Consider the following 25,880-nt stretch of genomic DNA (forward strand, 5'->3'; position numbering starts at 1 on the left):
TTACAACTGCGAACGCGGTCAGTGGAACCTAAAAAAGATGACCCCGGAACAATATCGGGGCCATCTAATCGCCGCATAGGACATACGGGCTTTTTATTAAACTGTCCATTTTACGGGGCTCAGTTCAAGTTAAAACGAGAGACACCTTTTTTTATTACTACAAATGAATAATAGGTTAGTTTCGTAAAAAGTTTCTTACATCATCCGCGTTGCGCATGACATTATCCGTCGGCACGTCGAGTAAGTCTGCCAACTCGACACTCGCATCGAGACGCACGCTCACTCGCTCGTTTTCATCAAAGGCGATTGCCGAAAGCTGTCGGTACTCCTCATATTGTCGGAAGATAGTTTGAAGCACCGCCTGATACTCCACATTCATCATCGAGATAGCAGCCTCATATGTGGCTCGCACGTGTTCCGTATTCGTATATAAGCCTTCTTTGAACGTATCCATCAACTCATTCAATTTATGGAGCGAAGCGACCAATTCGTCAATCGCATACATCAACGTGGCCACGACGATACCGGTCAGGATTCCGCCAATCAATCCACCAATCATTTGAGCAAACATTGCGAACGGCGTCGTCTGTAGATACGTAACGAATGATTCCGTCAATAATACACCGACTGTTGTTGCCAATGCTGCGACTATGAGTTTCGTTGCTTCTTTGATGGCCGTCTGCGACGTCATACCTTCTGGTGGTCGACATAATAGCTTGAACGCACTCCAAAGTCCAGTGACGCTGTCATTAATCAGGCGCGCCAAATTTTTCGTGGTCGTCATGAACGTATTGATAAACACCGTCAAAAGATTCCCCATAAATCCACCGATGAAGCCATCTTTAAATGCTGTAGCAAACCGCTTCATCTGTTGAGTCATATGAACGTAGACACGCTCTAAACTTTGTTTAAACGCTTCAATCCGTGCGTCCCAATTCGTGAACTGTTTAAACGATTTGAAGAAGCCCTTTATCTCCTTAAATAAAATGTGTTGCAATTCGTAGAGAAACAGTCCAATCGCTTGTTTCGCTCCGACCCTCAATCCTTGGCTCGCTCCGGTTTTCGCCAGATTTTTTGCATAGTATGTGTGTTTCGCTTTAGTGACAGACTTTTTGACATGCTTTTTGGCCTCGATATATTTGGTCATCGCCGCCTGTTCGTTCACGCCGTAACGGTCTCTATTCGTCTGACTCGGGTCTTTAGGGTTCGGTGAGTCGAGCCATACTCTAAAATCCTTATCCCCTTTTGACTGATTGAGACTCCCGTTCGTCCATGCCAAGTTCTGATCGTCGACCGCCATCTTACCTCGTTCATCATCTGACATATATAGACGGGCTTCGTTGTTTTGATGAATCTCTGAGGCTGACACAATATGGTCGCGATGACTGGTCCCATCTTTTTGCAATTCTTTTCCCGTGTAGTCATCTACCAGTGTCTGGTTTTGCTTAAATTCATGCTTTCGCATTTTTTTAAAATCTTTTTCGTATATGTCCTGTCGCGTTTTTTTTGAATAGTCTCGAGAAAACTGCTCTTTTAAGTCATCATCTAAAAACACACCCGCGTTGGCATTATGCAAGGTGGTCACATTGCCACCTCGTTTGTAGTCGTCTATAAATGGGCTTAACCCAAATTCTTGAATCACTTTCGTAATGGCAATCTCTTTATATTGTTCTAATAAGATTTTGATATGGGATTCTTTTAAGCCGGACGTTTCATTCAAATCAATCTCAAAATTGGAGTGTAGGGATTCAGAGAACAATTGGCTCATTTAGCTTTACCTACTTTCTTATTCAACAACTGAGTTGCACTTTCTAAAGAATTCATCCACACCGCCAGTCGTTCCAACAAATCTTGATCTTGCTGAATCTTTTGCATGTCCCAGCTGTATGTATTTAATTTAGGTTTCACTTCATTCAATAAGCGTTGCAAACCATCATAATGTTGATTCGTGAGATCGATTAATTCTTTAATCTCTGCTTCGTTCTGTTTTAGGGCCACACGTTCCTTTTTCAATGCAGTGGCCTTCTCTCGTGCTTCTCGCCCCATCTTTTTATTTTTCCCATTTTGAAGTAAACCAGTCGCGAAAACAATCCCCCATCCAATGGGACCAGTTAAGCCGATAAGGCCACTCCCTATGGCTAAACTTCCACTGCTGAACACACTTCCCCCCAACCAAGCTATAGAGGCACCGGCAGCCACACTCCCACTCATCGTTCCACGAGAGGCAATCCCGAAAGTCGTAGCAATGGCAGCCGCAGTAGTCCTAATGTTTGCGTTGTTTAAACCGTTCACCGCGGATTTTAAAGCATCTTGCAATTCTTGATTGGCTGCAATCGCAGTCTCTACTTCCATCAAAAACGTATCGTATGTTTTAAATCCTTGCTCAATTTTTTGTACTTCGAGTTGCATGACCCTCGGTTGATTTTTTAATCTGTGGATTGCATTCCAATTTCCTTCAATGATGAGTTTTAAATACTTTCGCTTTCCAAATAATTTTTCTGACTCGTCCATTACACTAATTTTCGCTGCTTCATATTCAATTTCAGATTTTTTATATTCTGCGATTGAATCATCTCGGAACTGTCGATTTAACATTTTTCTGCCACCCTATGTTTTAATTAGGAATATAATTACAAACGTTTTATCCTTATCCTATTATAAGGATTTAATATGATATAGGTTGGTATTTTTATTTTTTAGGTAGATGATTTTAAGAAGCAATGCACTACACGAGTAAAGGGATTACACGTTAAGATTGATTTATCTCACATCACGTCTATTTGAACAGGCACATCAATTCGGATATCCGTGAAATCGGCGCGGTTTGAAGAGACGATGTCTTCTTCTGTTACACCTAAATAAGGAAAACGTGCTTCGCTCCGATTGAATGGAGTGAGGTACGTTTTTTATTGGAAGTCAACCATTGCGGTCACCGGATAATCCCCCATCTCCCACTTATGGTCTTTCTGAAGCGTCTCATCCGACACTAAGAAGTAGTCATACCCGACCTCCCCTGGACGGTTCGGGACCGGATCGTTCCATGTCGTATCCAAGTGATACCAGGAGCCGTCCAGCTTGACGAGGTTCCACGCGTGTAGCTCTGTCCCAGCCTCGCCCGAGATGTATCTCGCCTCTACTCCCGCCGCTTCTAATAGAAGCAACGTCGTCAAGGCATATCCTTCACAGACACCTTCCCCGTTGAATAGAATCGAGTACGGGGTGAACGGACTCGCCACGCTATCCAAGTTATAAGCTGTATTCAAGACGACAAAGTCGTTCACATATTTCACTTTCTCATAATCATTCAAGCCGCTAGGCATCTCCTCGACGACTTGATCGACTTTTGCTTCGATTTGCTTAGCTTCCTCGATGTTCATATCGTAGGCTAATCGCATATCCAAATCGACATACCCGCCGTGATCCCGATACTCTGTCTCGCCTCCGCGTGACAAGCGGAAGACATAAATATGGTTCGCTTCGAGCCAATCCCACGCTTCATCCATCGTCTGCTCGAAGTCACGACTTTTACCGATATAACGGATGCTGAATGATTCATCGAATTGGCTCATATGGTAGGCGATTGCCATGCCGAGCTCTTCGGGAGAAGCAATCTGATTCGGTAGCTCAAACGTGTCCCCTAAAATCGTAGCGGATTGACTCTCCACTTGTTTCGGTCCGAACAGTTCCGTCATGTCACCTTCCGTATACACCATGTGCCCGCTCACGAAGCTGACCCCGAGCATTGTCATCGTCAACACGCCACGTCCAGTCACGACGATTGATGACCAAATTGATGACCGCTTGCTTTTAATCAATCTGTTCAGTTCATCGCTGACCATCTGTTCTAGCTGCGTCCGTTTCATCTTCAGTTTAGGGTGAACTTGAAACACGACTTTCCGGTACACCGGATCGAGTAGTTCAAACTGTCTGGCGGGATTGTGCTCATACCTTTTCAACTCGTTCTGGATGGGACGAAGTTCACGCTTTAATGCCCGATAAACAATCCTCATTTCACGTCCTTGACGAAATAAGAGAATCGTAATACCCCCACTTAATAACACGATCAACATATACATGATGACATTCACGGCGCTCGTTTCTCCTCTCGTTCATTTATGCTACCGAGTAGAATATTTTCCCTACTCTTAAACCCCTATAAGTATATAATAACTTTATAAACAATATATGGAAGGTGTTGCCACATGAATATTAATACATATTTGAAAGAGTACGCCCAAACTGTGCTCGGTGACGGAACACATATCGCCCCAAACGTACCCGACAAAAAATTGAACGGTGCCATTAAAACTTATGCGCAAGATGCACTTCCAGAACACGTCGTCGTCTTGTACGATTCGACGCTCTTTAAGAGCGGCAAAGAAGGCATGCTGTTTTTAGGGGACCGCTTCTACTTCAAACCGCTTCTTGAAAAGCCAATCTGTGTGCTCTACAAAGATTTGCAACGTGTCGACTTGGACCGAGAAGTAACATATAAAAACGACAAGCGGAAAGAGAAGCTTCATGTCGTCATGCACACCGAGCAATACGACTATAGTATGACCGACAAGCTCGCGACGTATAACGTCGAAGGCGTCGTCGAGTTATTAAACGGCATCGCAGCGCTCAAAGACAAAGAAGACGAACTCGTCAACGTCTCGCAAGTGACCCCCCTCGCCGACTTACCGGAAACGTATAAGCTTACATATTTAAAAATTTTGGCGAACTTCACCTTCGTCGACGACCAGCAAATCGATGCGAAAGAGTACAGTGAACTCATGTCACTCGTCACTCGGATTCACCTCAGTTCCGAGTATCGATTGCAGCTTCGAAGCTACTTGAGCAACCCGTCGCTTCGCACTTCGACGACCGACTTGATTGAAGAATTACGTGCCCTGTCGACGACGCTCGATTTCTCCATCGTCGAGAAATCATTGTTCAAAGACTTACTTTATCTGTTCAAATTAAAACGCCCACTCTCAGCATGGTTTGAGAATGCGTTTCTCCAACAACTAAAAGAGGATCTGTCGATTTCAAGAGACGAAATCGAACTTATCTCAAATGCTATCCAAAGCGATGAGGATATTTTGACGTTCCGGAAAAATGACTCTGAGATTGCCAAGTCGATGAAAGACTTGGCGGCGAAAGCGGCCGCGGTCGGAGTCCCATTGACGGCCATCTATTTATCAGGATCTGTCGTCGGCTTGAGCGCCGCCGGATTGACGTCTGGCCTCGCTTCACTCGGCATGGGCGGTCTACTCGGTTTTTCGAGCATGTTTACCGGAATCGGGGTGTTGGTCGTCATCGGGGTCGGCACGTATCAGGGATTGAAGAAAATTACTGGAATGAAAGATATCGAGAATAACAAGCAACGGGAATATATGCTTCAAGCCATCATTCGGAACACTCAGCAGACGCTCAACTATTTGCTCGAAGACATCAATGAGATTTCCAGTCGTCTCGTTGTCGCCATCCAACAGGGGAATGAAAATTCGGAGAAAATCAATCAGTTATCCAATATGCTACAAATGCTCAGCCAAAGTGCTCAATTCAGCGCCGATAAGCAAACCCATTCGCAGAAAGAACAAATCATGACACAACTACCGTCAAAACTGAGTGCGGTTCGCTTAGACGAGTTGACGTCGAAAGCGACATATCAAAAGATTCGCGATTACGTCTATACGTGTTACACGCCTGAACCAATCCAATTGGATGACATGACGTTCAGTAACGAAGAGGAGCTCGTCTTGAAAGAGACGCTCACGCTTGAAGAACTAGAACAATTGCATGAGTCATTCCAAGCGATCGGTTACTTCGAGATGACAGGCGGCGGTCTCGCTGAAGTGACGGGTGGAGCGAAGCGTCTCGTCAAGAACGTCTTCGGTGACAGATGAACCGGTCCGAACAAGACATGATCGATAAAGCGAAAGCGCTACTCGTCCAACAGCATCAAGCCGCCCAGGCCGAGCAACGCTTAGGTGAAGTAAACAAGCATCTATCACAACTTGAAAATACACAAGATGCGCAGGCTGCTGTCCTCGATGATTTGTTTGAAGATATGATGCGGCTCATGAACGGACAGTCTCTTCCAGCGGAGGCAACAACGCTTGCGCCGTTAGCCGTCCCGATGTTTGACGACCTCGAGCCGATTCAAGTCTCGGACGTCTCTTGGGATATCTACTTGGCCGAACTCGATATGTACGCGACGCGACATGACGTGACCGGGCTCGACGACCCGTTCGCCCATCTTTTGACAGCACGACAGCGACACGACTTGGCGACAACGTTTAAAGAGGAGTTTCTATTGAAGGAAGCGGAATGTGACCGCTACGATTATATGATTGCCTCCTTCAGTGGCCTTGTCGCCGGTTTGATCGACAGCTTCTTCGTCGGTTCCCCGGCCGACAGTAAATTGCGCGCATGGTCGGACGAAAAAGTCGACAACATCGTCATCAAGTTCGCAAACCTCGTCTGGAAGCAGGATAAAAAGAACGGGGCCCAACTCCGGAAACAACCGGACTCGATTGCGAGCGCCATCGGTTTTTTAGAGCGTCGGTTTAAAGTGAACTACGACGCTCGCTATGCGAGTGATTTAAAGATGGGCACAACGACGCTCAACATGCGGCCGTCGGACCATCATTTGAAATCGCTCGCCCACGCGCCGGACATCATCGGTTTGTTCTTCTCGATTTTGGATCAATTCACGGGTAAGGCCAGTTTCATCTCGGACGGCCGACTGCTTCGACTCGAGCCAAAAGAAGACGGGACCCAGGTGCTTCAAGGTGGAAACGTGTTGGCCAAACTGTTCGCCGGATTCGCTAACTGGCTCGGCCACCTTTTATCAGACGTGTCAGGATCGAGTGGTGTCCGAGGGCATGACGATGGTCGTCGTGGCGCCGGTATCCCGCTCCCGTTTTTCGAACTGTTCCAATTCGCTGACTTCGGACAGGTTTCCCATAAAGGCAAGACACTCTCGTTTGCCGACTTCTCGACAAAAGTGTTCGAGAGCGGGTATGATGCTCGTCACGGTGTCGCGATGGCGGTTCCGGTCGTCTTCAACGAACTCGTCATCCGCCTGCTCTGGGGTTTGAAGAGTCTGTTTTATCACAAAAACGGATGGTTGGAGTCAATCCCTATCGGCAACAAACCGACACTTCGAAAAATGCTGCTCGTTGGTCACGGGGCCCTGTGCCTGACTGATGGGATGGATGCGTACATTCGAAGTGGCAACGTGCCGATTCTGTTTGCGACACGACTAAACTACGTCGCTTGGAGCCGCTTCGCCTTCGCCTCGATGCAAGAGCTCAAGCATGTACTCGGGAAAGACGTGTATGACTGGAAAGCAGTCGATGCCCACCTTGAACAAGAACGGAAAAAAATAAGCGATACATACTGATAATGAAGGAGTCCAACATGGCCTACTCACTTGATACAATCCTGCAACTTGAAAACACACCCGAATTCAATAAACTCGATCAACAATTCAATGAGTTCAACCCGTTTAAAGTACTCCGCGTCGCCAAATACGAGATTCGTCATTCGAACGTCCTAGCTTGGTTGTTCGATCCAAACGAAAATCATCGGCTTGGAAGCTTTTTCTTACGCAAAGTGCTCATGAATCTTGTGACGAGAGCCGATAACGAGAATAAAATCGATGAATTTCCCTACTTGTCATTCGCTCATGCGTCATTGTCCGACGTCGTCGTCCACCGCGAGTGGTCAACGAATGGGAATGGTGCGGTCGATTTGCTCATTGAAATACCGACGTTGAACATCGTCTTACTCATCGAAAACAAAGTTCATTCAGTTGAATCCGCAGGTCAGCTGGCCCGTTATTTAACAAGTGTAAAGAAACACTATTCAGAATGGAACGTTCTCCCTGTGTTCTTAACGCTGTCGGGTGATACACCGTCGCACGATGCGTACTGGGTGTTAACGTATGAAGACGTGCTCCACATCATCAAGCAAGAGCTGACATTGAACAAGGCGACAATTGCTGACAACATCCACGATTTCTTATCGTACTACGTCACTCTGCTCGAAGAACGACTCGTCGATGACGAGAAGACGATGGAGACGGCTCTGCAACTCTATCAAGACTATGCGTCTGCGATTCACTTATTGTACGCGAATGCCAATCCGGCGAAACAAAAACAAATCGAGCTCCGCCAAGCGGTGAAGACGCTCACCACGTTCGACGCTGAGACGAAACGTCACCTGCTCCTCATCTATAATCGAAAGTGCCAGACAATCGACTACATCTTTGAGACGGGAAGTGATCTCGTTCGTCAAGCGTTCCTAGAGTTTGTGAAAGAACAAGGTATAACGACATATTCGGCCCATCCCCGTGTCCCCAACTTTGTCGTGGACGATTGGTTACCGAGTTTGGAACAGATGGATCGCTTGAAGAAGTACTGGCTCAACTATGGATTGATCATCTGGCTCGAACGAAAAGGCAGCAAGCGTCTCAAGCTCTACGTCGAGGTCGGACCGATCGATTATGCCGAACGTCTGCCGCTTCTGGAAGCACTCGAAGCGAAGCATATCTCGTTTTGGAAGTCTGGAAAGCAAGAAGGGAAAAAATTCACCCGCATCTATACCGAGACGACCGAAGTCTCGGACTGGACGAACGCCACCTTCGTCAAAGATGCGATGACCTCACTTATCGATGACCCGGCGTTCCGTTCGTTCAGCGCGACAGTGACCGATGTGTTGGATGAGCTATATGCAGTCAAAGCGTAACGCAAAAGACCATCGGACTTGTCTAGGACAGGTACGATGGTCTTTCATTTGTCTTAAGCCAGACTCATTCAAAATGTAATTTTAGCTTTGTCATCAAAAATCATATCTGTAAATTGACTATTATCAAGCTGACTTCGATCACTTTCGTCACCAAAGATAATTCTCACATAACGGGTTTGATCACGCGAATCTCTCACCGTATTCAGAAAATCGAGCACGTCTTCCTGTTTTCGTTTAATCAAGACGTTGTAGAGGAGTCGATCGAATGAGTAGAGGAGGTAACTGCTAAGAAATACATACTTATCTTGCATATACAAGAGTTGTAACAAGCGTTCGTTCCGGGCATACATTTGTCGAACGATAAATACCCCTGCTTCTTCATCACTTAATACAGTTACGCTCTGTGCGCCGTTTAGTAACAACGCACAGGCGAGCAGATGCACAACTCGTTCACCACAGTCCTTTGAGACGGAATAAAAGGCTTCTTTGATTTCATCAACGCTAGTTGCCGCATTGACCTGTTCCGACAAGTCGGGGTTCATTCGTACCGTCTCTTTTGCAATTAGTTTGAATTTGGAAAAACCCGTTTCTATATTCGTAACGCCATCTATCATAATCTGGTACGTGGTGTGGAAATCGATTCGAATCACTTTACAAGCTTGACTCATTCGTTTGAAGAAGTCTAAATACCACGAAGCATAGCGCTCAGAATCCGTATGTTTCGATTTCGCACTTTCCTCAAATATAATGTCAGGAATCAAAAATACAGCCTGCTCCTCCACAAAATAGTCAGCCATTTCGATGAACGCACTTGGATGTTCTCTCGCCACTTTTGCCAACTTGGACAACAACATGTTATCCAATATATAAATGGTCTCATCCGGTGCATAATTCCAGTCTGTGGTCACGTAGTTACGAATCGCATCATATGTCGAATCCTCAAAAGACCAAAATTCAGTCATACTGAGCGCGCTCCTCACGGATTCGATCTTGCAGAGTTGAGGCGCGATTCCGGATGCTAGCCAAGTCGCTTTCACGAAGTCCAGAAATAACGGAAGGATCACGCAGCATTTCATTCAAGTCATCTAATTTGATGACCAATGTTGGTTGTAAGATTGAATGATCAAAATCATCTGGCAGCTGCTCTCGATATTCATGATCAATCAGATTTAGGGCATCGTCTTCTGAAAGCAAACCGTCTTGAAGCAATTTAATAACAATCACTTTATAAGGCACTTCAAAGACAGGCATCAAATGAAGCACTCGGTCGACTAACGGACGATCTCGCAGTGTTCGGGTCACTTGTTGGAACAAATCACTAAGAAGCCTGCCATCGACTAAAAGTTCTGCCGCAAATAGATTGGCTTGGCGTTCATGCTCATTTAATACTGAGTCTTCAAAAAAAGTCTGAATCGCCGCGTTTTTTATTTTTGATTGCTCATATTTGAAATGATAATACTCATGCACCCATACAAAATTTTCGTAAACTCTAGGTTGTGCCGTGTTGATATGGATATAAAAGCGATGATTTCGATAAGTCACCATTCCTCCGTAATTCGGAAATGAGCTCGGGAATAAAATCACGTTTGCTGTCTGCATCAAGTAGTGCTTAATTACCTCGACAGGCTTATAGCGGAATAGCAAACTGATTTCTCTCGTTTCTTCGACTTTACTTAGGACGCTAGGTAACAACCGCCGATTTGATTCGACGACCTGTAGTAGGTTCTCTTTTGTAATCACAATTGGTTCACCTCAGCGACTGTATGCAGCGTGTCCAGTAAATCGATCACTTCATCTAGCGTTTTAAATGTATGATTCAATTGTTCTGCTTCCGAACCAATTGATCCAACATGGTAGTTTGCAGCGGCCATTTGCTGTAAGTTCATCGTTTTTTCAATCTCTGCAACAGATAATGGCGGGGTAAAATCAGTTCGATAGAAGTACATGGGGTCCTGAATCCGGAACAATCGATTTAATTTCTCAACATTACGCGTGATTTCCCCTTTGCCCGCTAACAAGTTGTAAAACGTCTGTTTTGACATCCCCGCCCGTTCGTATACCCACTTGTTCGTTTTATCAATTGCTTGGATGTAGACTTTAATATTTTCAGCAACAACTTCCTCAATGGTCATCGGTTTATGATGATTCATTTCAATCCCTCCTCAACGAAAGTCCACTATATATATACTATTTTTTAAATATTGAATGCTTTTTATAGTTTTATGTCTTTTTATATAGTTTAAGTATACTATATTTATACCTTTTATCAATTCGTTCATTTCCCCCTTTTGATATTTTTATGTACTCAAAAACCCCACTTCGCATCGCTGCGCAGTGAGGTCCATTTCGCTTATTCAACACTAAACTTATACACCGTCCTCGAATGATACAACTCACCCGGTTTCAGTTCGATCGATGTGGCGATGTCTGGATAGTGCGGCGCGTCTGGAAGCGCCTGGGCTTCTAAACAGATGGCGCTGTGTTTCTGCCGTCCGTCGAGCGTGACCGGTGTCTCTTCACTTAGGAAGTTCGCCGTATAGACGACCATGACCGGCTGGTTCGTCTCGACATCGAGCACGCGTCCGCTCATCGGGTCGTGCAACCGCGCCACCCCATCCTTCAAGATGAACGGATGATCGAGCCCGCCGGCTTTCGCGATGGCTTCATCGTCTGACGTGATCGCGTCGCCAACTCGTTTCCCGTCGCGGAAGTCGAACGGCGTCTCATTCACCTTCAACAATTCTCCCGTCGGCAACGACTCGTCATCGAGCCGCGCGACGTGGTCGGCCGGCAGCGTCAGCACATGATCGTGGATCGTCGGCCGGCCGCCGAGGTTGAAATAGTTGTGATGGTTCAAGTTGACCCACGTCAGTTTATCCGTATCAGCCGTCATCGTGACGACGAGCTCGTTGTCGTCCGTCAGCTCATAGATGACTTTGAAGCGGACGTTCCCCGGGTAGCCTTCTTCCCCGTCCGGACTTAAGTATATGAATTGAATCGCCTGCCCGTCGACGTCCATGTCCCAATACCGCGACGTGATGCCGTCCGTCCCGCCGTGGATATGATGCGGGTCCTCGCTTGGGGTCAAGGCCACGCCATCAATCTCGGCGTTACGGATTCTTCCGGCGATGCGGCCGACGACCGAGCCCAAATAGACCGGGTTCTCGAGGTATTGATCCAAGTCGCCATATTTCAAAATGACAGAGTCCATGTTGCCGTCACGGTCCGGTGCCGTCAGTTCGGTCATGGCACAACCATACTCGATCGCCGACAGCCGCATGCCGTTCTTGTTTTCAATCGTTACTTCTCTCACTGGCTCACCTACTTCGACTAGTTTACCTGTTCATTCCCGAAGACGACGCGCCGTACTCCACTTTATCGACGTGACTCAAAAATGAGCCCATGAACACATCGAAGCGCTCCTGCCCCTCGACCGTCTGTTTGAACACACCCACGTCCTCTAATCCTTTGACGAACTTGTCGACGACGGCCTGGTCGACGATCATCCGAGCGTCACCTGACTTCGTCTTCAACTCCTCGGCCCACGCCTTGTGCATGTCCGCGATCTCGACGTCCTCACCTTCGATGAAACGGACGACTTGTTCGAGCTCGGTCTTGAGTCGGGCCGGTAACACGGCGAGCCCCATCACTTCGATCAAGCCGATGTTCTCGCGCTTGATGTGATGGACGTCGGCGTGCGGATGGAAGATGCCGTCCGGATGCGCCTCGCTCGTCCGGTTGTTGCGGAGGACGAGGTCGAGCTCGTAGCGGCCATCGCGGCGCCGGGCGATCGGCGTCACCGTGTTGTGGCGGACGTCGCCCGTGTACGGCACGATGTCACCGTCCTCGTAGTTTTGCCAGTGGCCGAGCAGTTGGTTCGCCAACATAGCGAGCTGCTCACGCTGCGTCGAACGGAGCCGGACGACCGAGAGTGGCCATTCGAGCGTCTCGATGTCGACTTGGTCGTAACGGTCCGAGCGGTACGTCGCAACGACGTCGGCATCGTCCATCGCAAACCGGTAGCGGCCGGCTTGGTAATGGTCGTGCGTCAAGATCGAGCCGCCGACGATCGGCAGGTCCGCGTTCGACCCAGCGAAGTAATGCGGGAACTGACCGACGAAGTCGAGCAGACGCTCGAACGCCGACCGGTCGATGACCATGTCGCGCACTTCGTTCGACAGTAAAATCGAGTGCTCGTTGTAGTACAAGTACGGCGAGTATTGGAACGACCACTCTTCCCCGCCGAGCGTGAGCGGGATGATGCGGTGGTTGGCCCGGGCCGGATGTTTCAAGTGTCCGCCGTAACCTTCGTTCTCGATCGCGAGCAACCCCGTCGGATAGTTCGTCTCTGGCGCCGGTTGTAGCCGGGCCCGTGCGATCTCGCGCGGGTCTTTCTCCGGCTTCGACAAGTTGATCGTGATGTCGAGCGTGCCGTAGCGGGTCGGTGCCTTGTACGTGATATTGTTTGCGATCCGTTTCGTCTGAATATAGTTCGACGCCTGGCTCATCTTATAGAAGAAACTCGTCGCGGCCTCGACGTCAACTGCCCGAAGCGCGTTGAACGTGCGCGTCACCTCGGACGGTTTCGAGACGAATACGTCCATGACCTCGGCCATGAACCGGTCCTTCTCCTCTAATAAATTCTCGACGAGCCCAGACTCGACCGCGTATTCGGTCAACGTCTCGAGCAAGTTCGGGATCGAGTCGCGCGGCACGAACGTCGGCTTGTCAAAGTCGAGCTTGTTCAATCGCGCGAGCACACGGTTCCGCGAGTAGATGCGGTCTTGCTCCGTGATCAGTTCCTCGCGGATCGCCGCCTCGACGAGCGCTTCAATCGTTGTATCGATCATCGTCTCGCCCCCTCTACGTGTTTGTAGCCTTCCGGATGTGACTCGTGCCAGTTCCAGGCGTCTGTGAGAATCATATCGACCGTCGAGCGCTCTGGTGTCCAGCCGAGCACGCGTTTCGCCTTGTCCGGTGACGCGATCAGCATCGCCGGGTCTCCGGCACGGCGTGTCCCCGTCTTGATCGGAATCGGGTGTCCCGTCACGCGGCGGGCCGCCTCGATGATCTCGAGCACCGACAGTCCCGTCTCCGTGCCGAGATTGAACACGTCGCTGTCTCCGCCTCGTTTCAAGTAGTCGAGTGCGCGCACGTGGGCGTCGACGAGGTCTTGGACGTGGATGTAGTCGCGGATGCATGTGCCGTCCGGCGTGTTGTAATCGTCGCCGAACACGGTGATCGCCTCACGTTGCCCGTTCGCCACTTCGAGGACGAGTGGGATCAGGTGTGTCTCCGGTGTATGGTCTTCGCCGATTTCACCCGACGGATCGGCCCCGGCGACGTTGAAGTAGCGGAGTGCGACGAAACGAATGCCAAAGGCACGGTCACACCACTTCATCATCGTCTCCATGGCGAGCTTCGTCGCCCCGTACGTGTTCGTCGGGTTCGTTTCAGCCGTCTCCCGGATCGGCATCTCGTCCTGATCGCCGTATGTCGCGGCCGTCGAGGAGAAGACGATCCGCGCGACGCCGTGTTTGCGCATCGTCTCGAGCAACACTTGTGTCCCGAAGACGTTGTTGTCGTAATACGCGAGCGGTTCCTCCATCGACTCGCCGACGAGCGAGTTGGCGGCGAAATGAAGCACTTCCGTGACGTCTTCGTTCGCGAACGTCTCGTCCATGAACGCACGGTCACGGATGTCGCCTTCATAGAAGCGGACTTTTTTCGGAACCGACTCGATATGCCCGGTCTGAAGGTTGTCGATCACGACCACATCTTCCCCGCGTGCGAGCAAGGCGCGGACTGCATGGGAGCCGATATAACCGGCCCCGCCGACGACGAGTACACTCATTTAACTTCCTCCTCTACGAGTTCACGCGCGCCGTCCCCGACGGACGCGATATAAAATGTCGGTGCGTAGCCGATTGTTGTTTCGTATACGGCCGACACGGTCTGGATGACGGCTTCCGTCGACGTCTTGTCGACGATGGCGATGGCGCAGCCACCGAAACCGGCACCGGTCATGCGGGCTCCGATGACGCCGTCGCAATCTTGCGCCGCCTGGACGAGCGTGTCGAGCTCGACGCCGGTCACTTCGTAATCGTCACGAAGCGACGAGTGCGAGTCGTTCAGAAGTTGCCCGAACACGTCGAGCTTTTCGTCTTGAAGAGCGGTGAAGGCGAGCTTCGTCCGCTCGTTCTCCGAGATGGCGTGGCGGGCCCGTTTCCGGAGCGTCTCCGGGAGTTCCGATGCGACCGTTTCAAACGTCTCGACCGATAGTTGGCCGAGTGAAGCGACGTCGAACCGCTCTTTTAGCAGGCCGAGTGCCGTGTCGCACTCGGTCCGGCGCTCGTTGTATTTCGAGTCGGCCAGTTCGCGGCGCTTGTTCGTGTTCATGATCAAAATGTCGTAACCGTCGAGCTTGATCGGCGCATAGTCGTGATGGAGCGTATCGCAATCGAGCAGGATGGCGTGGTCGGCCTTGCCCATCCCGATCGCGAACTGGTCCATGATGCCTGAGTTGACGCCGATGAAGTCGTTCTCGACACGTTGACCGAGATGGACGAGATCGATTCGCTCGAGCCCGAGGCCGTACACGTCATTGATCATGAGCGCCGTCACGAGTTCGAGTGAGGCCGACGACGACAATCCGGCGCCGTTCGGGATATTGCCGGCGAGGAAGAAGTCGAATCCTCCGACGTCGTGCCCGTCTTGTCGCAAGAGCGCGACGACCCCTTTGACGTAGTTGGCCCAGTCGTGACCCGCGTCATACGTCCCGTCCGTCACAGGGAACGTGACGACGCCGACGTCCTCGAAGTTGAGCGAGTAGACGCGAATGATACCGTCCTCGCGCTTCCGGACGAGCCCGTACGTGCCGAACGTGATGGCACATGGGAAGACGTGACCTCCGTTGTAATCCGTGTGTTCGCCGATCAAGTTGATGCGGCCCGGCGCGAAGAAGATCCGCTCAGGCCCCGCCAAAAACACGGTCTCGAACTGTTCGTTCAGGTGTGCTAAATCAAATGCAAGCATACGACTCCATCCCTTCCATCGCTCACGCCGGGTGGATGACCAGGCAGTAAGCGTCATAATCGATTTGTTGTGTCAGTGTGATCCCTTGTTGCATCAAGTAGCGGCCGCTCAAACGTCTTCCTTCATATAAGTAGACGCGGTCCGGGTCGAGCCCGGCGAGTTTGAGGCGCAACTTGTTGTTGCCGTAATGACGGCGGTCTGCGTTGACGAGGGCGACATAGTCCTCCCCGTCCGTATAGCCCATCGCGTGGAACCCTTCTTTCTTGAGTGAAGCGAGACGATAGCTCGTCCCGTGCTGCACGAGCGGGCGGATCGACTTGTACGTCTCGATCCAACGCTTCGACGCGGCTAGGTCTTCCGTGCTCCATTCGAGCAAGTTGCCGCCGATGCCGAGCGTGCCTTGCATCGCGCTGACGAAGCGGTAATTGAGTGGGAGTGCGCGGGCGTTCAGCCAGTTCGGCGCGTCCGTCACCCAACAGCTCATCATCTTGGCGTTATAGGCGTGGGAGAATCCTTCCTGAATCTCGAGCCGGTCGAGCGCGTCGGTGTTGTCGCTCGTCCAGACTTGTTCGACGCGCGAGAGCACGCCGAGGTCGATCCGGCCGCCGCCGCCGGCACAAGACTCGAAGGCGACGTCCGGGTATCTGTCCCGGAGCGTGTCGAGAATGCGGTAGACCGCTTCCGTATGACGGAGCCATAGTTCTTTCGCGTCACCTAAATGCGGGCTGTCCGGTTCAGAGAAGGCGCGGTTCATGTCCCATTTGATGTAGCGGATCGCATGGTTCTCGAGCAGATCGTCCAACAGATGCGTCACGTGCGCCTCGACTTCCGGCAGCGCCAAGTTCAACACGAACTGGTTGCGCGACGTCGTCGACGGGCGTCCATTCGTGTGGTAGATCCAGTCGGGATGCGACCGGTAGAGATCTGAATCCGGGTTGACCATCTCCGGCTCGACCCAGAGGCCGAACTGGAGGCCTTTGTCCTCGACGTAGCGGATGAGCGGCTCTAGCCCGTTCGGGAACTTCGTCTTGTTGACGTGCCAGTCGCCGAGACCGGCCGCGTCCGAGTTCCGTTCGCCGAACCACCCGTCGTCGACGACGAACAGCTCGCAACCGATCGCAGCGGCCTCATCGACGAGCCGTTTCTGACCGTCCTCGCTGACGTCGAAATACGTCGCTTCCCATGAATTGTAGAGCACGGGACGCAGCGTCTCGCGCGTCCGTTCCGGCATGATGACGTCGCGCTCGAAGTCGTGCGCGTTCCGGCTCATCGCCCCGAAACCAAGTTGTGTGTAGCCGATATAGGCCGCTGGTGTCGTGAACACGTCACCTGAAGCCAGCCGTTTCGCGAAGTCGAACGTGTTGAGCCCGCCCGTCACTTGCGTGAAGCCGAACTGGTCGCGCTCGAAATGGATGGCCCAGTTGCCGGAATGGCCGAGGAAGCCGTAGATGACCTCACCGTGCTGTTCCGTCGCCGCATCGTCGAGCGCGAACCACGGATTGCTTTGATGGCTCGTCAGTCCGCGGCGGCTCTCGATCGTCTTCTTACCTGGGAGTAACTCACCTTGTTGTAATTGGAACTCGCCGGTCCACGCCCCTGAAAAATGACTGAGGCGCAGATTGCGCTCGGTCAACCCGAGGCTGAACGACTGCGCGCTCTCGAGCGTGACGTCCGTCCCGGCTTGAACCGTCATCTTCCGTTCAATGATGTCGTACGCCGGATACACGGTGAAGTGGAGCGTGACGTTGAGCTGTTGGATCGAGTCGACCAAGTCGAGCTCGAGCGTGTCGTGACCGATCCGTGCGTCTTGGAACGTGAAGGCGTGCAGCCGTTCAGTCGCCGTATGGCTTTTGAGCGTCGGTTCGGTGTAGACGAGGTCGCCGAACGAGACGAACTCGTACGCGGCGACGCCTTCTGGTGTCTCGAACGACGAGTGCAACACCCGACGATCTGGTAGTTCAATGTAATCCGTTTCAAGGAGCCGATCGCCGAGGTATTGATGGACGAGCCGGCCCCGGGCGTCGATGTCGAACACGTAGGCAATCTGCTTCCCTTCGATGACAAACCGGTTGTCGAAGCGATAAATCATGCCCCCACCTCCCGTTTCAATAGGATGACGTCGAGCGGTTTGAGCTCGAGTGTCCCCGAGACCGCGTCCCCGTCGAGCGTTTGCCACTCGTCACCGATCTCGACCGTCGACGTGACGTCCGTCGAATGGTTCATATAGAAGCGGATGACGTGACCGTCGCCGTGACGATCGACTTTCTCGACGTCGTCCGGAAGAAGCGTTGCGTCGATGCCAGCGCGCGTGAGCGCCTCGTTGTAGATCACATCGAGCATCGTATCGTCGACCGATGAGCCGATGTACGTCACGTCGCCTTTATACGTGTGGCGCGTGACGGCGGCCGTCCCTTTGTAGAACGCCTGCTCATACGTCGCGAGCACGTCGGCACCTTTTGGCGTGATCAAGTCACACCACATGTTCGCCTCAGACACATAGTCGCCTAGGCGAACCTGGTTCGACTGGACGGCCTGCAGGCTCTCATACTCGTCGATCTCGATGCCGGCGTATGTCGCGAACTTGCCCGGGAGCGTGTCTGCGTGACAGCGGTTGATCGGGTCTTTGACGCCGGTCCGGTACGTGAAGATGACGTGGCCACCGTTCTCGATGTAGTCGATGAGCGATTTGTCGAACGTGTCATTGCCGAGGAAATAAAGCGGCACGACGACGAGTTTATACTTGTCGAGCGCGTCACCCGGGAAGACGATGTCCGTGTTGACGCCTTGGCGCACGGCCGCGCCGTAGAAGCGAACGAACTCTTGCTTGAAGTTGAACGCATCCGAATGGGGCTGATGCGTCCACGCCCATAAGTTCTCTTGGTCGTAATAGACGGCGACGTCGGCCTTATATTCGGCCGCGTTGATCATGTCGCCGTGCGTCGCGAGCTCTTTCATGACGCCCTGTACTTCATCGAACTTGCGTTTCGGCTTGCCGTCGTGGTCGATGATGCCGTGGCAGAACTCCTCGGTACCGAAGTGCGCGGCCCGGAAACGGAAGTAGACGATCGCCTCGGCGCCGCGGGCGACGGCTTGATGCGTCCAAAGACGGATGTGGCCCGGTCGTGGCAAGTAGCCGATCCGGCTCCAGCCTTGGGCGCCACTCAGCTGCTCCATCACCCAGAAGCCTTTGCCTTGTTTCGACGAGCGGCACAGGTCGTGGTCGTGCGCCGTCTTCTCGAACCGGTTCGGCTCCGGTAGCCCGCCCCAGACCGGATAGTTGTCGAACGAGACGTAGTCGAGGTCTTGGGCCATCTGTTGCTGGTTGATCGCCATGTCGCTATAGACGAGGTTGTGCGTGATGAACGCATCGTCATGGATGAGCGGACGGAGCGTGTCGACTTGGAGCTTGTTGAACGAGCGGTACGCGTCCGAGCAGAAGCGGTCGAAGTCGACGAGGAGCGACGGATTGTGCTCTTGGAACACGGTGCGAGGGACCGGAATCTGGCTCCATGCCGAGTATGTATGGCTCCAGAAGACGGTCCCCCAGGCCGCATTCAACGCGTCGAGCGTCTCGTAGCGGTCTTGTAGCCATGCTTGGAACGCGACTTGGTCGACGTCGCCGTACGAGCGGTCCGATTTCTCGTGGCCGTACTCGTTGTCGGTCTGCCAGCCGATGACGCGCGGATGCTTGCCGTAGCGCTCGGCCATCTTGCGGGTGATGCGCTCGCAGTACTCGCGGTACACCGGGCTGTTGACCGTGTAGTGGCGTCTCGCCCCGAAACTGATCTTGACCCCGTCGGCCGTCACCGGCAAGATGTCCGGATAATTCTCGATCAGCCAGGCGGGCGGTGTCGCCGTCGGCGTGCCGAGGATGATGTCGAAGTCTTGGCCGAACTTGGCGACGACCTCGTCCCAAAACGCGAAGTCGAACTCGCCGTCGGCCGGCTCCATCATCGTCCACGCGAACTCGGCCATCCGGATCACGTTGACACCTAACTCTTTCATCAAGCGGACGTCCGTGTCCCACAGGGCACGGTCCGTCTGTTCTGGGTAATAGTCTACTCCTACATACATGTTAGTCACCTCAATCGATTATTTGACCGCTCCCGAAGTCATTCCTTTTTGTAAGAAGCGTTGGAAGAAGATATAGAACACCATCGTCGGCAAGCTGATCAAGACGAGCGAGGCGTATAGTTTACCCGGGTCCCCGCCGAGCGCTTCCGTGAAGAACGTCGGCGCGAGCGTCACTGTCTGCTTGGCCGGGTCCGTCATGAACGTGAGCACCATCAAGTACTCGTTCCACGAGTTGAGGAACGCGTAGATCGTCGCTGTCGCGAGCGCCGGTTTGGCGAGCGGCATCATGATCTTATAGAAGATTTGGAACGTCGACGCCCCGTCGATATGGGCCGCCTCCATCAATTCGTTCGGCAGCTCGTCGAAGTAGCTCTTGATGAGCATGAGTCCGAACGGGAGGAAGAACGCCACCTCAGCGCCGATCAAGCCCCAATAACTGTTCAGCCCGTCGAGCGTCCGCAGCGTGAAGAAGAGCGGGACGATGAGCGAGGCGACCGGCAGCATGAGCCCGGCCAAGACGAGGTTGAACAACAACCGTTTCCCGGCGAACTCGAGCTTCGAGAAGCCGAACGCCGCGAAGGCGAGAAACGAGATCGAGATGATGATCATGAAGAAGGCGACGATGAAGCTGTTGAAGACGAACTGGGGAAAGTTCGGGTTCTGTAACGTCGCGATATAGTTACTGAAGCCGTTGACCCGTAAACTCTCTTTGAACATGACGAAGATCGGGAACAACCATATGACCGCCATGAGCGACAGGCCGACATTGGTGAGCCATCTTCCTTTTTTCGTTTGAATTTCCATGGGTACCCCTCCTCAGTCCATTTTCTTCTGCACACGCGTCTGGAAGTACGTGATGCCGAGCGCGATGATCAATAAGATGATGGCGACGGCACTGGCGTAACCGACCTCTTGGTGCAGCATCGACTTGCGGAACAAGTACGTCGAGATGACCTCGGTCGAGTTGCCCGGTCCGCCTTGCGTCGAGATCCAGACGATGTCGAACGTCTTCAGTCCACCGATGACCCCGAGGATCGTCAGCGTGAACGTCGTCCCTTTAAGATTCGGGAACACGACGCTCCACAGCGTGCGCCAGAAGCCGGCGCCATCGATGTTGGCCGCCTCGAACACTTCTCGTTCGATCGCGAGCATCGCCATGTAGTACATGATCATCGACGAGCCCGTCCATTGGAAGATGTTGATCAAGATGATCGAGTAGAGCGCGACGTCTTGGTCACCGAGCCAGTTCTGCTCGAACGCGCCTAAACCGACCATGCGTAAGAATTCGTTGATGTAGCCGAACTGGAAGTCGAAGATCTGTGAGAACGCGGCACCGAGGACGACCGGGCTCAAGACGACCGGGAAGAAGAACACCGATTTGAAGAACGTCCGGCCGACTCCTTTCGTGTGGAGCAAGTACGCCAAGACGAGCCCGAGCCCGGCTTGGATCGTCACGGTCAGGACGGTGAAGATGCCCGTGTTCTTGAGCGCGTTATAAAATTCAGGGTCGCTGAACATGCGGCCGAAGTTCTCGAGCCCGATGTACGTCTTCTCGAACGAGATGCCGTCCCACGAGAACACCGAGTGATACGCGTTATAGAAGATGCCGTAATAGATGAAGGCGATGACGAACAGGACGGTCGGGGCGACGAACGCCCAGCCGATCAAGTTCTTTTTCAGCTGCGCCTTCTTCTTCACCGGGTCCGGCCGTTTCGGCGGCACTGCGGACAGCTTTGGTTCCTGTTCCGTTAAGTCGGTTGCGTGTTGCATAGTGTTCCCTCACTTTCCGCTAAAAAAATCGAGCACCAGTCAGGCTGGCCACTGGCGCTCGTGTCGATTATTTACCTTGGTCGGCGATGGCTTGGATGCGTGCGAGTGCTTCTTTCGCATCTTGTCCGCCCGCGATGTTCTGGAGTTCTTTGCCGAGCGAGTCGTACACTTTCGGGTCACGGATGCCGCGGCCCGCGACGGCGTTCTTCACCGTCTCGTTCAAGATCTCGTACGATTCGCGCTCGACGTCAGACGTGAACTTGTCCTCGTACGCGACTTCGATGTCCTTGACGGCTGGCGCCATCTCGAACTTCTCCATGTAGAGCGCTTGGCCCTCGCCTTGCGTCATGTAGGCGATGAAAGCGGCCGCGCCGTCTTGCTGCTCTGACTCTTTGTTGACGCCGAGCGCCATGTCGATCGAGGCGATGACCGGTTGCTCAGTGCCACCCGCGAGGTTCGGGAGCGGGACGAAGCCGATCTCGTCTTCGAAGTTGTTCCACTTGTCACGCTTCTCGACCGTCGTCATCGAGTGGGCTTCCCATGAGCCGATGACCCACATCGCCGCTTTCTTGTCGAAGAAGTTGTTCATGCCGTCCATGTATGTCGCAAGACCCAAAGCACCTTCTTGGAACACTTTGTCTTCGAACAGTTGCTGCCAAAGTTCGGCCGTCTCGACCATCTCTTTGTCCGTCCATTTCGCTTCGCCTGCAAGTACTTTTTGGATGTAGCCTGGTGCGACCTGGTGGCTCAAGACGTTGAACACGTCCGTGCCGACCCAGGCGTCTTTCGCGCCGAGCTGCATCGGGATGACCGCGTCGCCCGAGGCGTTGATCGTCTCGATCGCTTTGACCGTCTCGTCATACGTCTTCGGTGGCGTCACGCCGTATTTGTCGAGCAACGTCTTGTTGTACATGAGGTAGGCCTGGCCCGTGAAGCCGACCGGCACCGCCATCTGTTCGCCGTCGACCGTCGTCTGTTCGACGCCGAGCTCGATCAACTTGTCTTGCCAGCCCGCGCCGGCCGCTTTGTCCATGTAGTCTTTCGCCGGGACGAGACGGTCCTTGTATTGCGGGATCATCGGTTCCTTGAGGCCGATGACGTCCGGGCCGTCGCCGCCGAGCATGGCGACTTGGAGCTGCTGCTCATAGTCCTCGAGACGCTTGAACTTGACGACGTAGTCGTCTTGCGACTCGTTGAACGATTTGGCGAGTGCCTCGCCGACTTCCGGTTGCGGCGCCCAGCCCCACCAGTTGATGACCGGCTTGCCGTTTTCTGTCGTCGCGGCCGCCTCTTCTTTCCCGCCGCAAGCTGCGAGCAATGATGACAAGACGAGTACCGATGATGCGAGTGCGATTGTCGATTTTTTCATGTCCAATTCTCCTTTGAATGTTATGCGACCAACTTGAGGCAAAGCTCCCGAATCAAGTGGTCTGGCATCGGTTGATCCCCGAGCCGGGTGAGCGTGTACGCGATCAGTTCCAAATCAAACTGCCAATGGTCGTCTATGTACGAGCCGACGACGTACAGGTCCGCCCCGAACGGTAGCGCGTCCTGTTGCTTCAAGCGCCAGAGCAGCATCTCGAACAGTTCGTCGAAGCTGTTCGCCCGCTCGGCCTGGTTCAAGTCCGAGACGCGGAACAAGCGGATGTCGCGTGCCTCCTCGTCATATAGCCGGAAGATGCCGTCCCGCCGTGAGCGGGTGACGACGACGCCGTCCGCTTTTGTGAACGCTTCCATTTCGTTGAACGTCGAACCGTCCCTTGTGAACAGCCGCGTCGCCCCGTAGCGACCGAATATATCGTGAAACTTGTCTTTCAGCAATGGTGTCTCTATGTCCATGTCTACCCCTCCACTTTCCCGTTTGAGAGTGTCACCCCTTACTTAGTAAATTAAATTTATTATCTAACTACAAACAGACTATACCATATGGATTTTAGATTTGTAAACGGTTTCATTTAAATTATTTTTTGACACAAAAAAATCGCCCTCGCGCGAGAGCGATTGAGTCATTGGATTTCGCCGAACAGCTGGTTCGTGATGAGTGCGGCCGCACCGAGCGCGCCGTGGTTGGCGTTCCACGGGACGACGCGGATGTCGGTCTGACGCGCGTCCATCGTCAACGCCGTCTGGGCGACGCGTTCCTGGATGTTCGTGACGACTTGTGGCGCGTAGTTGAACAGCGGCCCCCCGAGCAAGATCCGGCTCGGGTTCAATAGATGGATCATATTGAGCGTCGCGATGCCGACGTATTCCCCGGCCCGCTCGTACAGCTTTTGGACGTCCGGGTTCGTCCCGACCGCGTCGCGCATGCCGTCGAGCGTCAAGTCATAGAGCTCTCGCACCTCGTTCAAGATGGCCCGTTCGCCGGCGACGGCCTCCAAGCAGCCGCGGTTGCCGCACGAGCAGATCGGCCCGTCGAGCATGATGCGCATATGGCCGATCTCACCGGCGATATGGTGTTCGCCGTCGATCAGCTCGCCGCCATGGACGTAGGCGCCGCCGATGCCATAGCCGGCGTAGACGTAGAAGAACTCGTCGATGCCGATCGCCTCACCGAAGTAGAGCTCCCCGAGCGCGAGCGTCCGGACGTCGTTCTCGACGAAGACGTTCTGTTTCAGGCGCGCCTCGAGCTCCCGCTTCAGCGGGATGTCGTGCAAGTGGAAGCGCGGCGCGAACAAGACGACGCCCGCTCCGGCCTCGACCATCCCGTGGACGGACACCCCAAGTCCGATCACGTCCCCGGAAGTCTTGCCGGCAAGTTGTATGTATAGCGTCACGATAGCGTCGATGAACTCCTCGTTCGTATCGAACCGTTCGTCGTGCCACGCCTCGTCAAGTAATTCTCCGTGAATGTTCGTCACGACGCCGTGCAGTTTTCGTTGCGTCGCGTCGATGCCGATGACGAAGCGGTCGCTCGCCGCGAGCTCGAGCATGATCGGCCGCCGTCCCCCGCTCGAGACGCCGAGCTCACGCTCGTTGACCAGCCCTTCTTCCTTTAATTCATTGACGATGTTCGAGATCGTCGGCTTCGTCAAATTCGTCGCCTTGGCGAGCTCGACCCGGGACACCGGCTGATGGAGCCGGATGAGCCGGAGGATGAGCGAGCGGTTATACGTCCGCATCCATTTCGAGTTCCGTGGTGTCGTCTTCCCCATAACTAGTCCACCCATTTCTGTGCTTTTTTCTTAGTATAGCATGTCAGGGAAACCGGTCATGGGTTGACTGAAAAAATCTGGCAAATCATTTCCTTTCGGTCGCGACGACGCTGTCAAAGAAATCGCGCACGTGATAGTCCTGTGGATATGCCGACAGCTCTTTCGCGTACGCGAAATCCCCGAACAGCTTGTTCATCATGACGTTTCGGTCGACGAGTTTTCCGATGACGCCGTTGAACAGACCTAAGCGCCGGACGCGGTTGCCGTGGACGGCCCCGATCATCGAGACGAGGTCGGACGTACACACGTAGTCCGCGTTCTGCGGATGGAACGTCCCGCTATCTCCGTTCAAGACGATAAGCGCTAACAACTCGGACAAGTTGTCGATATGGATCATGCTGCGTTTATTCTGATAGCTCGGGAAGAACGGGACTTTTTGAGCAAGGCCCGCCAGTTTCACGTAATTGCCTTTCGACCCCTTCCCATAAATCATCGGCGACCGGACGTTCGCGACCACGAACGTCTCGTCTGCCAACTCCGCGAGCTTGTTCTCGGCTTGGAGTTTGCTATCGCCGTAAAAATTGGTCGGGTTCGGCACCGTGTCGCGCGTGATCAATTTCGCATTCGTCGCGTCCCCGTAGACGATCATGCTGCTGAGGAAAATGAACTGCTTGACGCCAGACTGTTTCGCTTTGGCTGCGACTTCCGCTGTCAGCTCCGTGTTCACCTTGTAGTAGAGGTCTTCCATACTTTTATCCATCGACACATGTGCGATCCCGGCCACGTATAGGATTGCATCGTAGCCTTCAAATGAACGTTGTCTCCATGCGCCATCGCGCATCCCGACCGTATCGACGTGGACCTGCTCCTTGTAGTGCTCCTCGATCCAACGCTTGCATGAATTTCCGACAAAACCCGTTACCCCGGTAATCAACACTCGCTTCACGGTATCGCCTCCGATGTATGTTTCACTCGTCCCTTGTATTTTGCAATACAAATGTGCACAATAATGCAACGAAAAGTACAGAACTTTGCCAGCTGGGTTTTAGTGTTTCGACAACGCATGCGTGACACGATAACTGTCACCTGTGAAGTTTAGTATGTGAG

21 protein-coding genes are annotated in these 25,880 nt (G+C 52.8%); 3 read left to right on the forward strand and 18 right to left on the reverse strand.

Annotation, left to right across the window (positions count from 1 at the left end):
- Positions 1–175 precede the first annotated feature (175 nt).
- From EVJ32_RS14535 to EVJ32_RS14545, 3 genes are all read right to left on the reverse strand, one after another.
- Positions 176–1,465 carry a hypothetical protein gene (locus EVJ32_RS14535; RefSeq protein WP_131458912.1) on the reverse strand — a complete coding sequence of 430 codons (1,290 nt, stop codon included), beginning with the start codon at positions 1,463–1,465 and terminating at the stop codon, positions 176–178.
- Between the two features lie 299 nt (positions 1,466–1,764).
- Positions 1,765–2,595 carry a hypothetical protein gene (locus EVJ32_RS14540; RefSeq protein ID WP_131458913.1) on the reverse strand — a complete coding sequence of 277 codons (831 nt, stop codon included), beginning with the start codon at positions 2,593–2,595 and terminating at the stop codon, positions 1,765–1,767.
- A gap of 311 nt (positions 2,596–2,906) precedes the next feature.
- Positions 2,907–4,088 carry a transglutaminase domain-containing protein gene (locus tag EVJ32_RS14545; RefSeq protein WP_131458914.1) on the reverse strand — a complete coding sequence of 394 codons (1,182 nt, stop codon included), beginning with the start codon at positions 4,086–4,088 and terminating at the stop codon, positions 2,907–2,909.
- Positions 4,089–4,202: 114 nt separating this feature from the next.
- Here EVJ32_RS14545 and EVJ32_RS14550 point away from each other — a divergent pair, with 114 nt between their 5' ends.
- From EVJ32_RS14550 to EVJ32_RS14560, 3 genes are read left to right on the forward strand one after another with little or no spacing between them, the layout of a single operon-like run.
- Positions 4,203–5,891: a hypothetical protein gene (locus tag EVJ32_RS14550; protein ID WP_131458915.1), complete on the forward strand. Its 1,689-nt coding sequence runs from the start codon at positions 4,203–4,205 to the stop codon at positions 5,889–5,891.
- Complete coding sequence (locus tag EVJ32_RS14555; protein WP_131458916.1) at positions 5,888–7,393, forward strand: hypothetical protein; 1,506 nt, start codon at positions 5,888–5,890, stop codon at positions 7,391–7,393. The genes EVJ32_RS14550 and EVJ32_RS14555 overlap by 4 nt, the downstream gene beginning before the upstream one ends.
- A 17-nt stretch (positions 7,394–7,410) precedes the next feature.
- Positions 7,411–8,739: a PDDEXK-like family protein gene (locus EVJ32_RS14560; RefSeq protein WP_161568805.1), complete on the forward strand. Its 1,329-nt coding sequence runs from the start codon at positions 7,411–7,413 to the stop codon at positions 8,737–8,739.
- Positions 8,740–8,807: 68 nt separating this feature from the next.
- Here EVJ32_RS14560 and EVJ32_RS14565 read toward each other — a convergent pair whose 3' ends face one another.
- The 15 genes from EVJ32_RS14565 to EVJ32_RS14635 all read right to left on the reverse strand — a co-directional run bounded on the left by EVJ32_RS14565 (position 8,808) and on the right by EVJ32_RS14635 (position 25,719).
- Positions 8,808–9,701, reverse strand: a complete 894-nt coding sequence (locus tag EVJ32_RS14565) for a hypothetical protein (protein WP_131458918.1) — start codon at positions 9,699–9,701, stop codon at positions 8,808–8,810.
- On the reverse strand, positions 9,694–10,479 hold the full coding sequence (locus tag EVJ32_RS14570) for an ImmA/IrrE family metallo-endopeptidase (RefSeq protein WP_131458919.1): 786 nt from the start codon (positions 10,477–10,479) through the stop codon (positions 9,694–9,696). The genes EVJ32_RS14565 and EVJ32_RS14570 overlap by 8 nt, the downstream gene beginning before the upstream one ends.
- Complete coding sequence (locus tag EVJ32_RS14575; RefSeq protein WP_131458920.1) at positions 10,476–10,889, reverse strand: PLP-dependent aminotransferase family protein; 414 nt, start codon at positions 10,887–10,889, stop codon at positions 10,476–10,478. The genes EVJ32_RS14570 and EVJ32_RS14575 overlap by 4 nt, the downstream gene beginning before the upstream one ends.
- A gap of 200 nt (positions 10,890–11,089) precedes the next feature.
- Entirely contained in the window at positions 11,090–12,052 is a 963-nt protein-coding gene (locus EVJ32_RS14580; protein ID WP_131458921.1) for an aldose epimerase family protein, read from the reverse strand.
- Positions 12,053–12,074: 22 nt separating this feature from the next.
- Entirely contained in the window at positions 12,075–13,589 is a 1,515-nt protein-coding gene (locus EVJ32_RS14585) for a UDP-glucose--hexose-1-phosphate uridylyltransferase (protein WP_131458922.1), read from the reverse strand.
- Entirely contained in the window at positions 13,586–14,593 is a 1,008-nt protein-coding gene (gene galE, locus EVJ32_RS14590; RefSeq protein WP_131458923.1) for a UDP-glucose 4-epimerase GalE, read from the reverse strand. Before galE ends, EVJ32_RS14585 begins: the two co-directional genes overlap by 4 nt.
- On the reverse strand, positions 14,590–15,774 hold the full coding sequence (locus tag EVJ32_RS14595) for a galactokinase (protein ID WP_131458924.1): 1,185 nt from the start codon (positions 15,772–15,774) through the stop codon (positions 14,590–14,592). The genes galE and EVJ32_RS14595 overlap by 4 nt, the downstream gene beginning before the upstream one ends.
- A 22-nt stretch (positions 15,775–15,796) precedes the next feature.
- Complete coding sequence (locus tag EVJ32_RS14600; RefSeq protein WP_131458925.1) at positions 15,797–17,863, reverse strand: alpha-galactosidase; 2,067 nt, start codon at positions 17,861–17,863, stop codon at positions 15,797–15,799.
- Positions 17,860–19,848: a beta-galactosidase gene (locus tag EVJ32_RS14605; RefSeq protein ID WP_131458926.1), complete on the reverse strand. Its 1,989-nt coding sequence runs from the start codon at positions 19,846–19,848 to the stop codon at positions 17,860–17,862. The genes EVJ32_RS14600 and EVJ32_RS14605 overlap by 4 nt, the downstream gene beginning before the upstream one ends.
- Positions 19,849–19,866: 18 nt before the next feature.
- Complete coding sequence (locus EVJ32_RS14610; RefSeq protein WP_016507830.1) at positions 19,867–20,652, reverse strand: carbohydrate ABC transporter permease; 786 nt, start codon at positions 20,650–20,652, stop codon at positions 19,867–19,869.
- Between the two features lie 12 nt (positions 20,653–20,664).
- Positions 20,665–21,618 (reverse strand): carbohydrate ABC transporter permease, encoded by a 954-nt coding sequence (locus tag EVJ32_RS14615; protein WP_131458927.1) that lies wholly within the window; start codon positions 21,616–21,618, stop codon positions 20,665–20,667.
- Positions 21,619–21,685: 67 nt separating this feature from the next.
- Positions 21,686–22,987: an ABC transporter substrate-binding protein gene (locus tag EVJ32_RS14620; protein ID WP_201740696.1), complete on the reverse strand. Its 1,302-nt coding sequence runs from the start codon at positions 22,985–22,987 to the stop codon at positions 21,686–21,688.
- 20 nt (positions 22,988–23,007) lie between these two features.
- Positions 23,008–23,457 carry a hypothetical protein gene (locus EVJ32_RS14625; RefSeq protein WP_131458929.1) on the reverse strand — a complete coding sequence of 150 codons (450 nt, stop codon included), beginning with the start codon at positions 23,455–23,457 and terminating at the stop codon, positions 23,008–23,010.
- 167 nt (positions 23,458–23,624) lie between these two features.
- Positions 23,625–24,773, reverse strand: a complete 1,149-nt coding sequence (locus tag EVJ32_RS14630) for an ROK family transcriptional regulator (RefSeq protein ID WP_131458930.1) — start codon at positions 24,771–24,773, stop codon at positions 23,625–23,627.
- Between the two features lie 85 nt (positions 24,774–24,858).
- Positions 24,859–25,719 carry an NAD-dependent epimerase/dehydratase family protein gene (locus EVJ32_RS14635; RefSeq protein ID WP_131458931.1) on the reverse strand — a complete coding sequence of 287 codons (861 nt, stop codon included), beginning with the start codon at positions 25,717–25,719 and terminating at the stop codon, positions 24,859–24,861.
- Positions 25,720–25,880 lie beyond the last annotated feature (161 nt).

Source organism: Exiguobacterium sp. SH5S4 (genome assembly GCF_004337045.1).
In the GTDB taxonomy this organism is placed as follows: domain Bacteria; phylum Bacillota; class Bacilli; order Exiguobacteriales; family Exiguobacteriaceae; genus Exiguobacterium; species Exiguobacterium aurantiacum_A.

Coding starts and splice junctions, on each gene's coding strand:
- EVJ32_RS14585 (WP_131458922.1), bottom strand. CDS start 13,589: ATGATCGATACAACGATTGAAGCGCTCGTCGAGGCGGCGATCCGCGAG.
- EVJ32_RS14630 (WP_131458930.1), bottom strand. CDS start 24,773: ATGGGGAAGACGACACCACGGAACTCGAAATGGATGCGGACGTATAAC.
- galE (WP_131458923.1), bottom strand. CDS start 14,593: ATGAGTGTACTCGTCGTCGGCGGGGCCGGTTATATCGGCTCCCATGCA.
- EVJ32_RS14615 (WP_131458927.1), bottom strand. CDS start 21,618: ATGCAACACGCAACCGACTTAACGGAACAGGAACCAAAGCTGTCCGCA.
- EVJ32_RS14540 (WP_131458913.1), bottom strand. CDS start 2,595: ATGTTAAATCGACAGTTCCGAGATGATTCAATCGCAGAATATAAAAAA.
- EVJ32_RS14550 (WP_131458915.1), top strand. CDS start 4,203: ATGAATATTAATACATATTTGAAAGAGTACGCCCAAACTGTGCTCGGT.
- EVJ32_RS14605 (WP_131458926.1), bottom strand. CDS start 19,848: ATGTATGTAGGAGTAGACTATTACCCAGAACAGACGGACCGTGCCCTG.
- EVJ32_RS14535 (WP_131458912.1), bottom strand. CDS start 1,465: ATGCGAAAGCATGAATTTAAGCAAAACCAGACACTGGTAGATGACTAC.
- EVJ32_RS14620 (WP_201740696.1), bottom strand. CDS start 22,987: ATGAAAAAATCGACAATCGCACTCGCATCATCGGTACTCGTCTTGTCA.
- EVJ32_RS14560 (WP_161568805.1), top strand. CDS start 7,411: ATGGCCTACTCACTTGATACAATCCTGCAACTTGAAAACACACCCGAA.
- EVJ32_RS14575 (WP_131458920.1), bottom strand. CDS start 10,889: ATGAATCATCATAAACCGATGACCATTGAGGAAGTTGTTGCTGAAAAT.
- EVJ32_RS14625 (WP_131458929.1), bottom strand. CDS start 23,457: ATGGACATAGAGACACCATTGCTGAAAGACAAGTTTCACGATATATTC.
- EVJ32_RS14610 (WP_016507830.1), bottom strand. CDS start 20,652: ATGGAAATTCAAACGAAAAAAGGAAGATGGCTCACCAATGTCGGCCTG.
- EVJ32_RS14555 (WP_131458916.1), top strand. CDS start 5,888: ATGAACCGGTCCGAACAAGACATGATCGATAAAGCGAAAGCGCTACTC.
- EVJ32_RS14595 (WP_131458924.1), bottom strand. CDS start 15,774: ATGCTTGCATTTGATTTAGCACACCTGAACGAACAGTTCGAGACCGTG.
- EVJ32_RS14565 (WP_131458918.1), bottom strand. CDS start 9,701: ATGACTGAATTTTGGTCTTTTGAGGATTCGACATATGATGCGATTCGT.
- EVJ32_RS14600 (WP_131458925.1), bottom strand. CDS start 17,863: ATGATTTATCGCTTCGACAACCGGTTTGTCATCGAAGGGAAGCAGATT.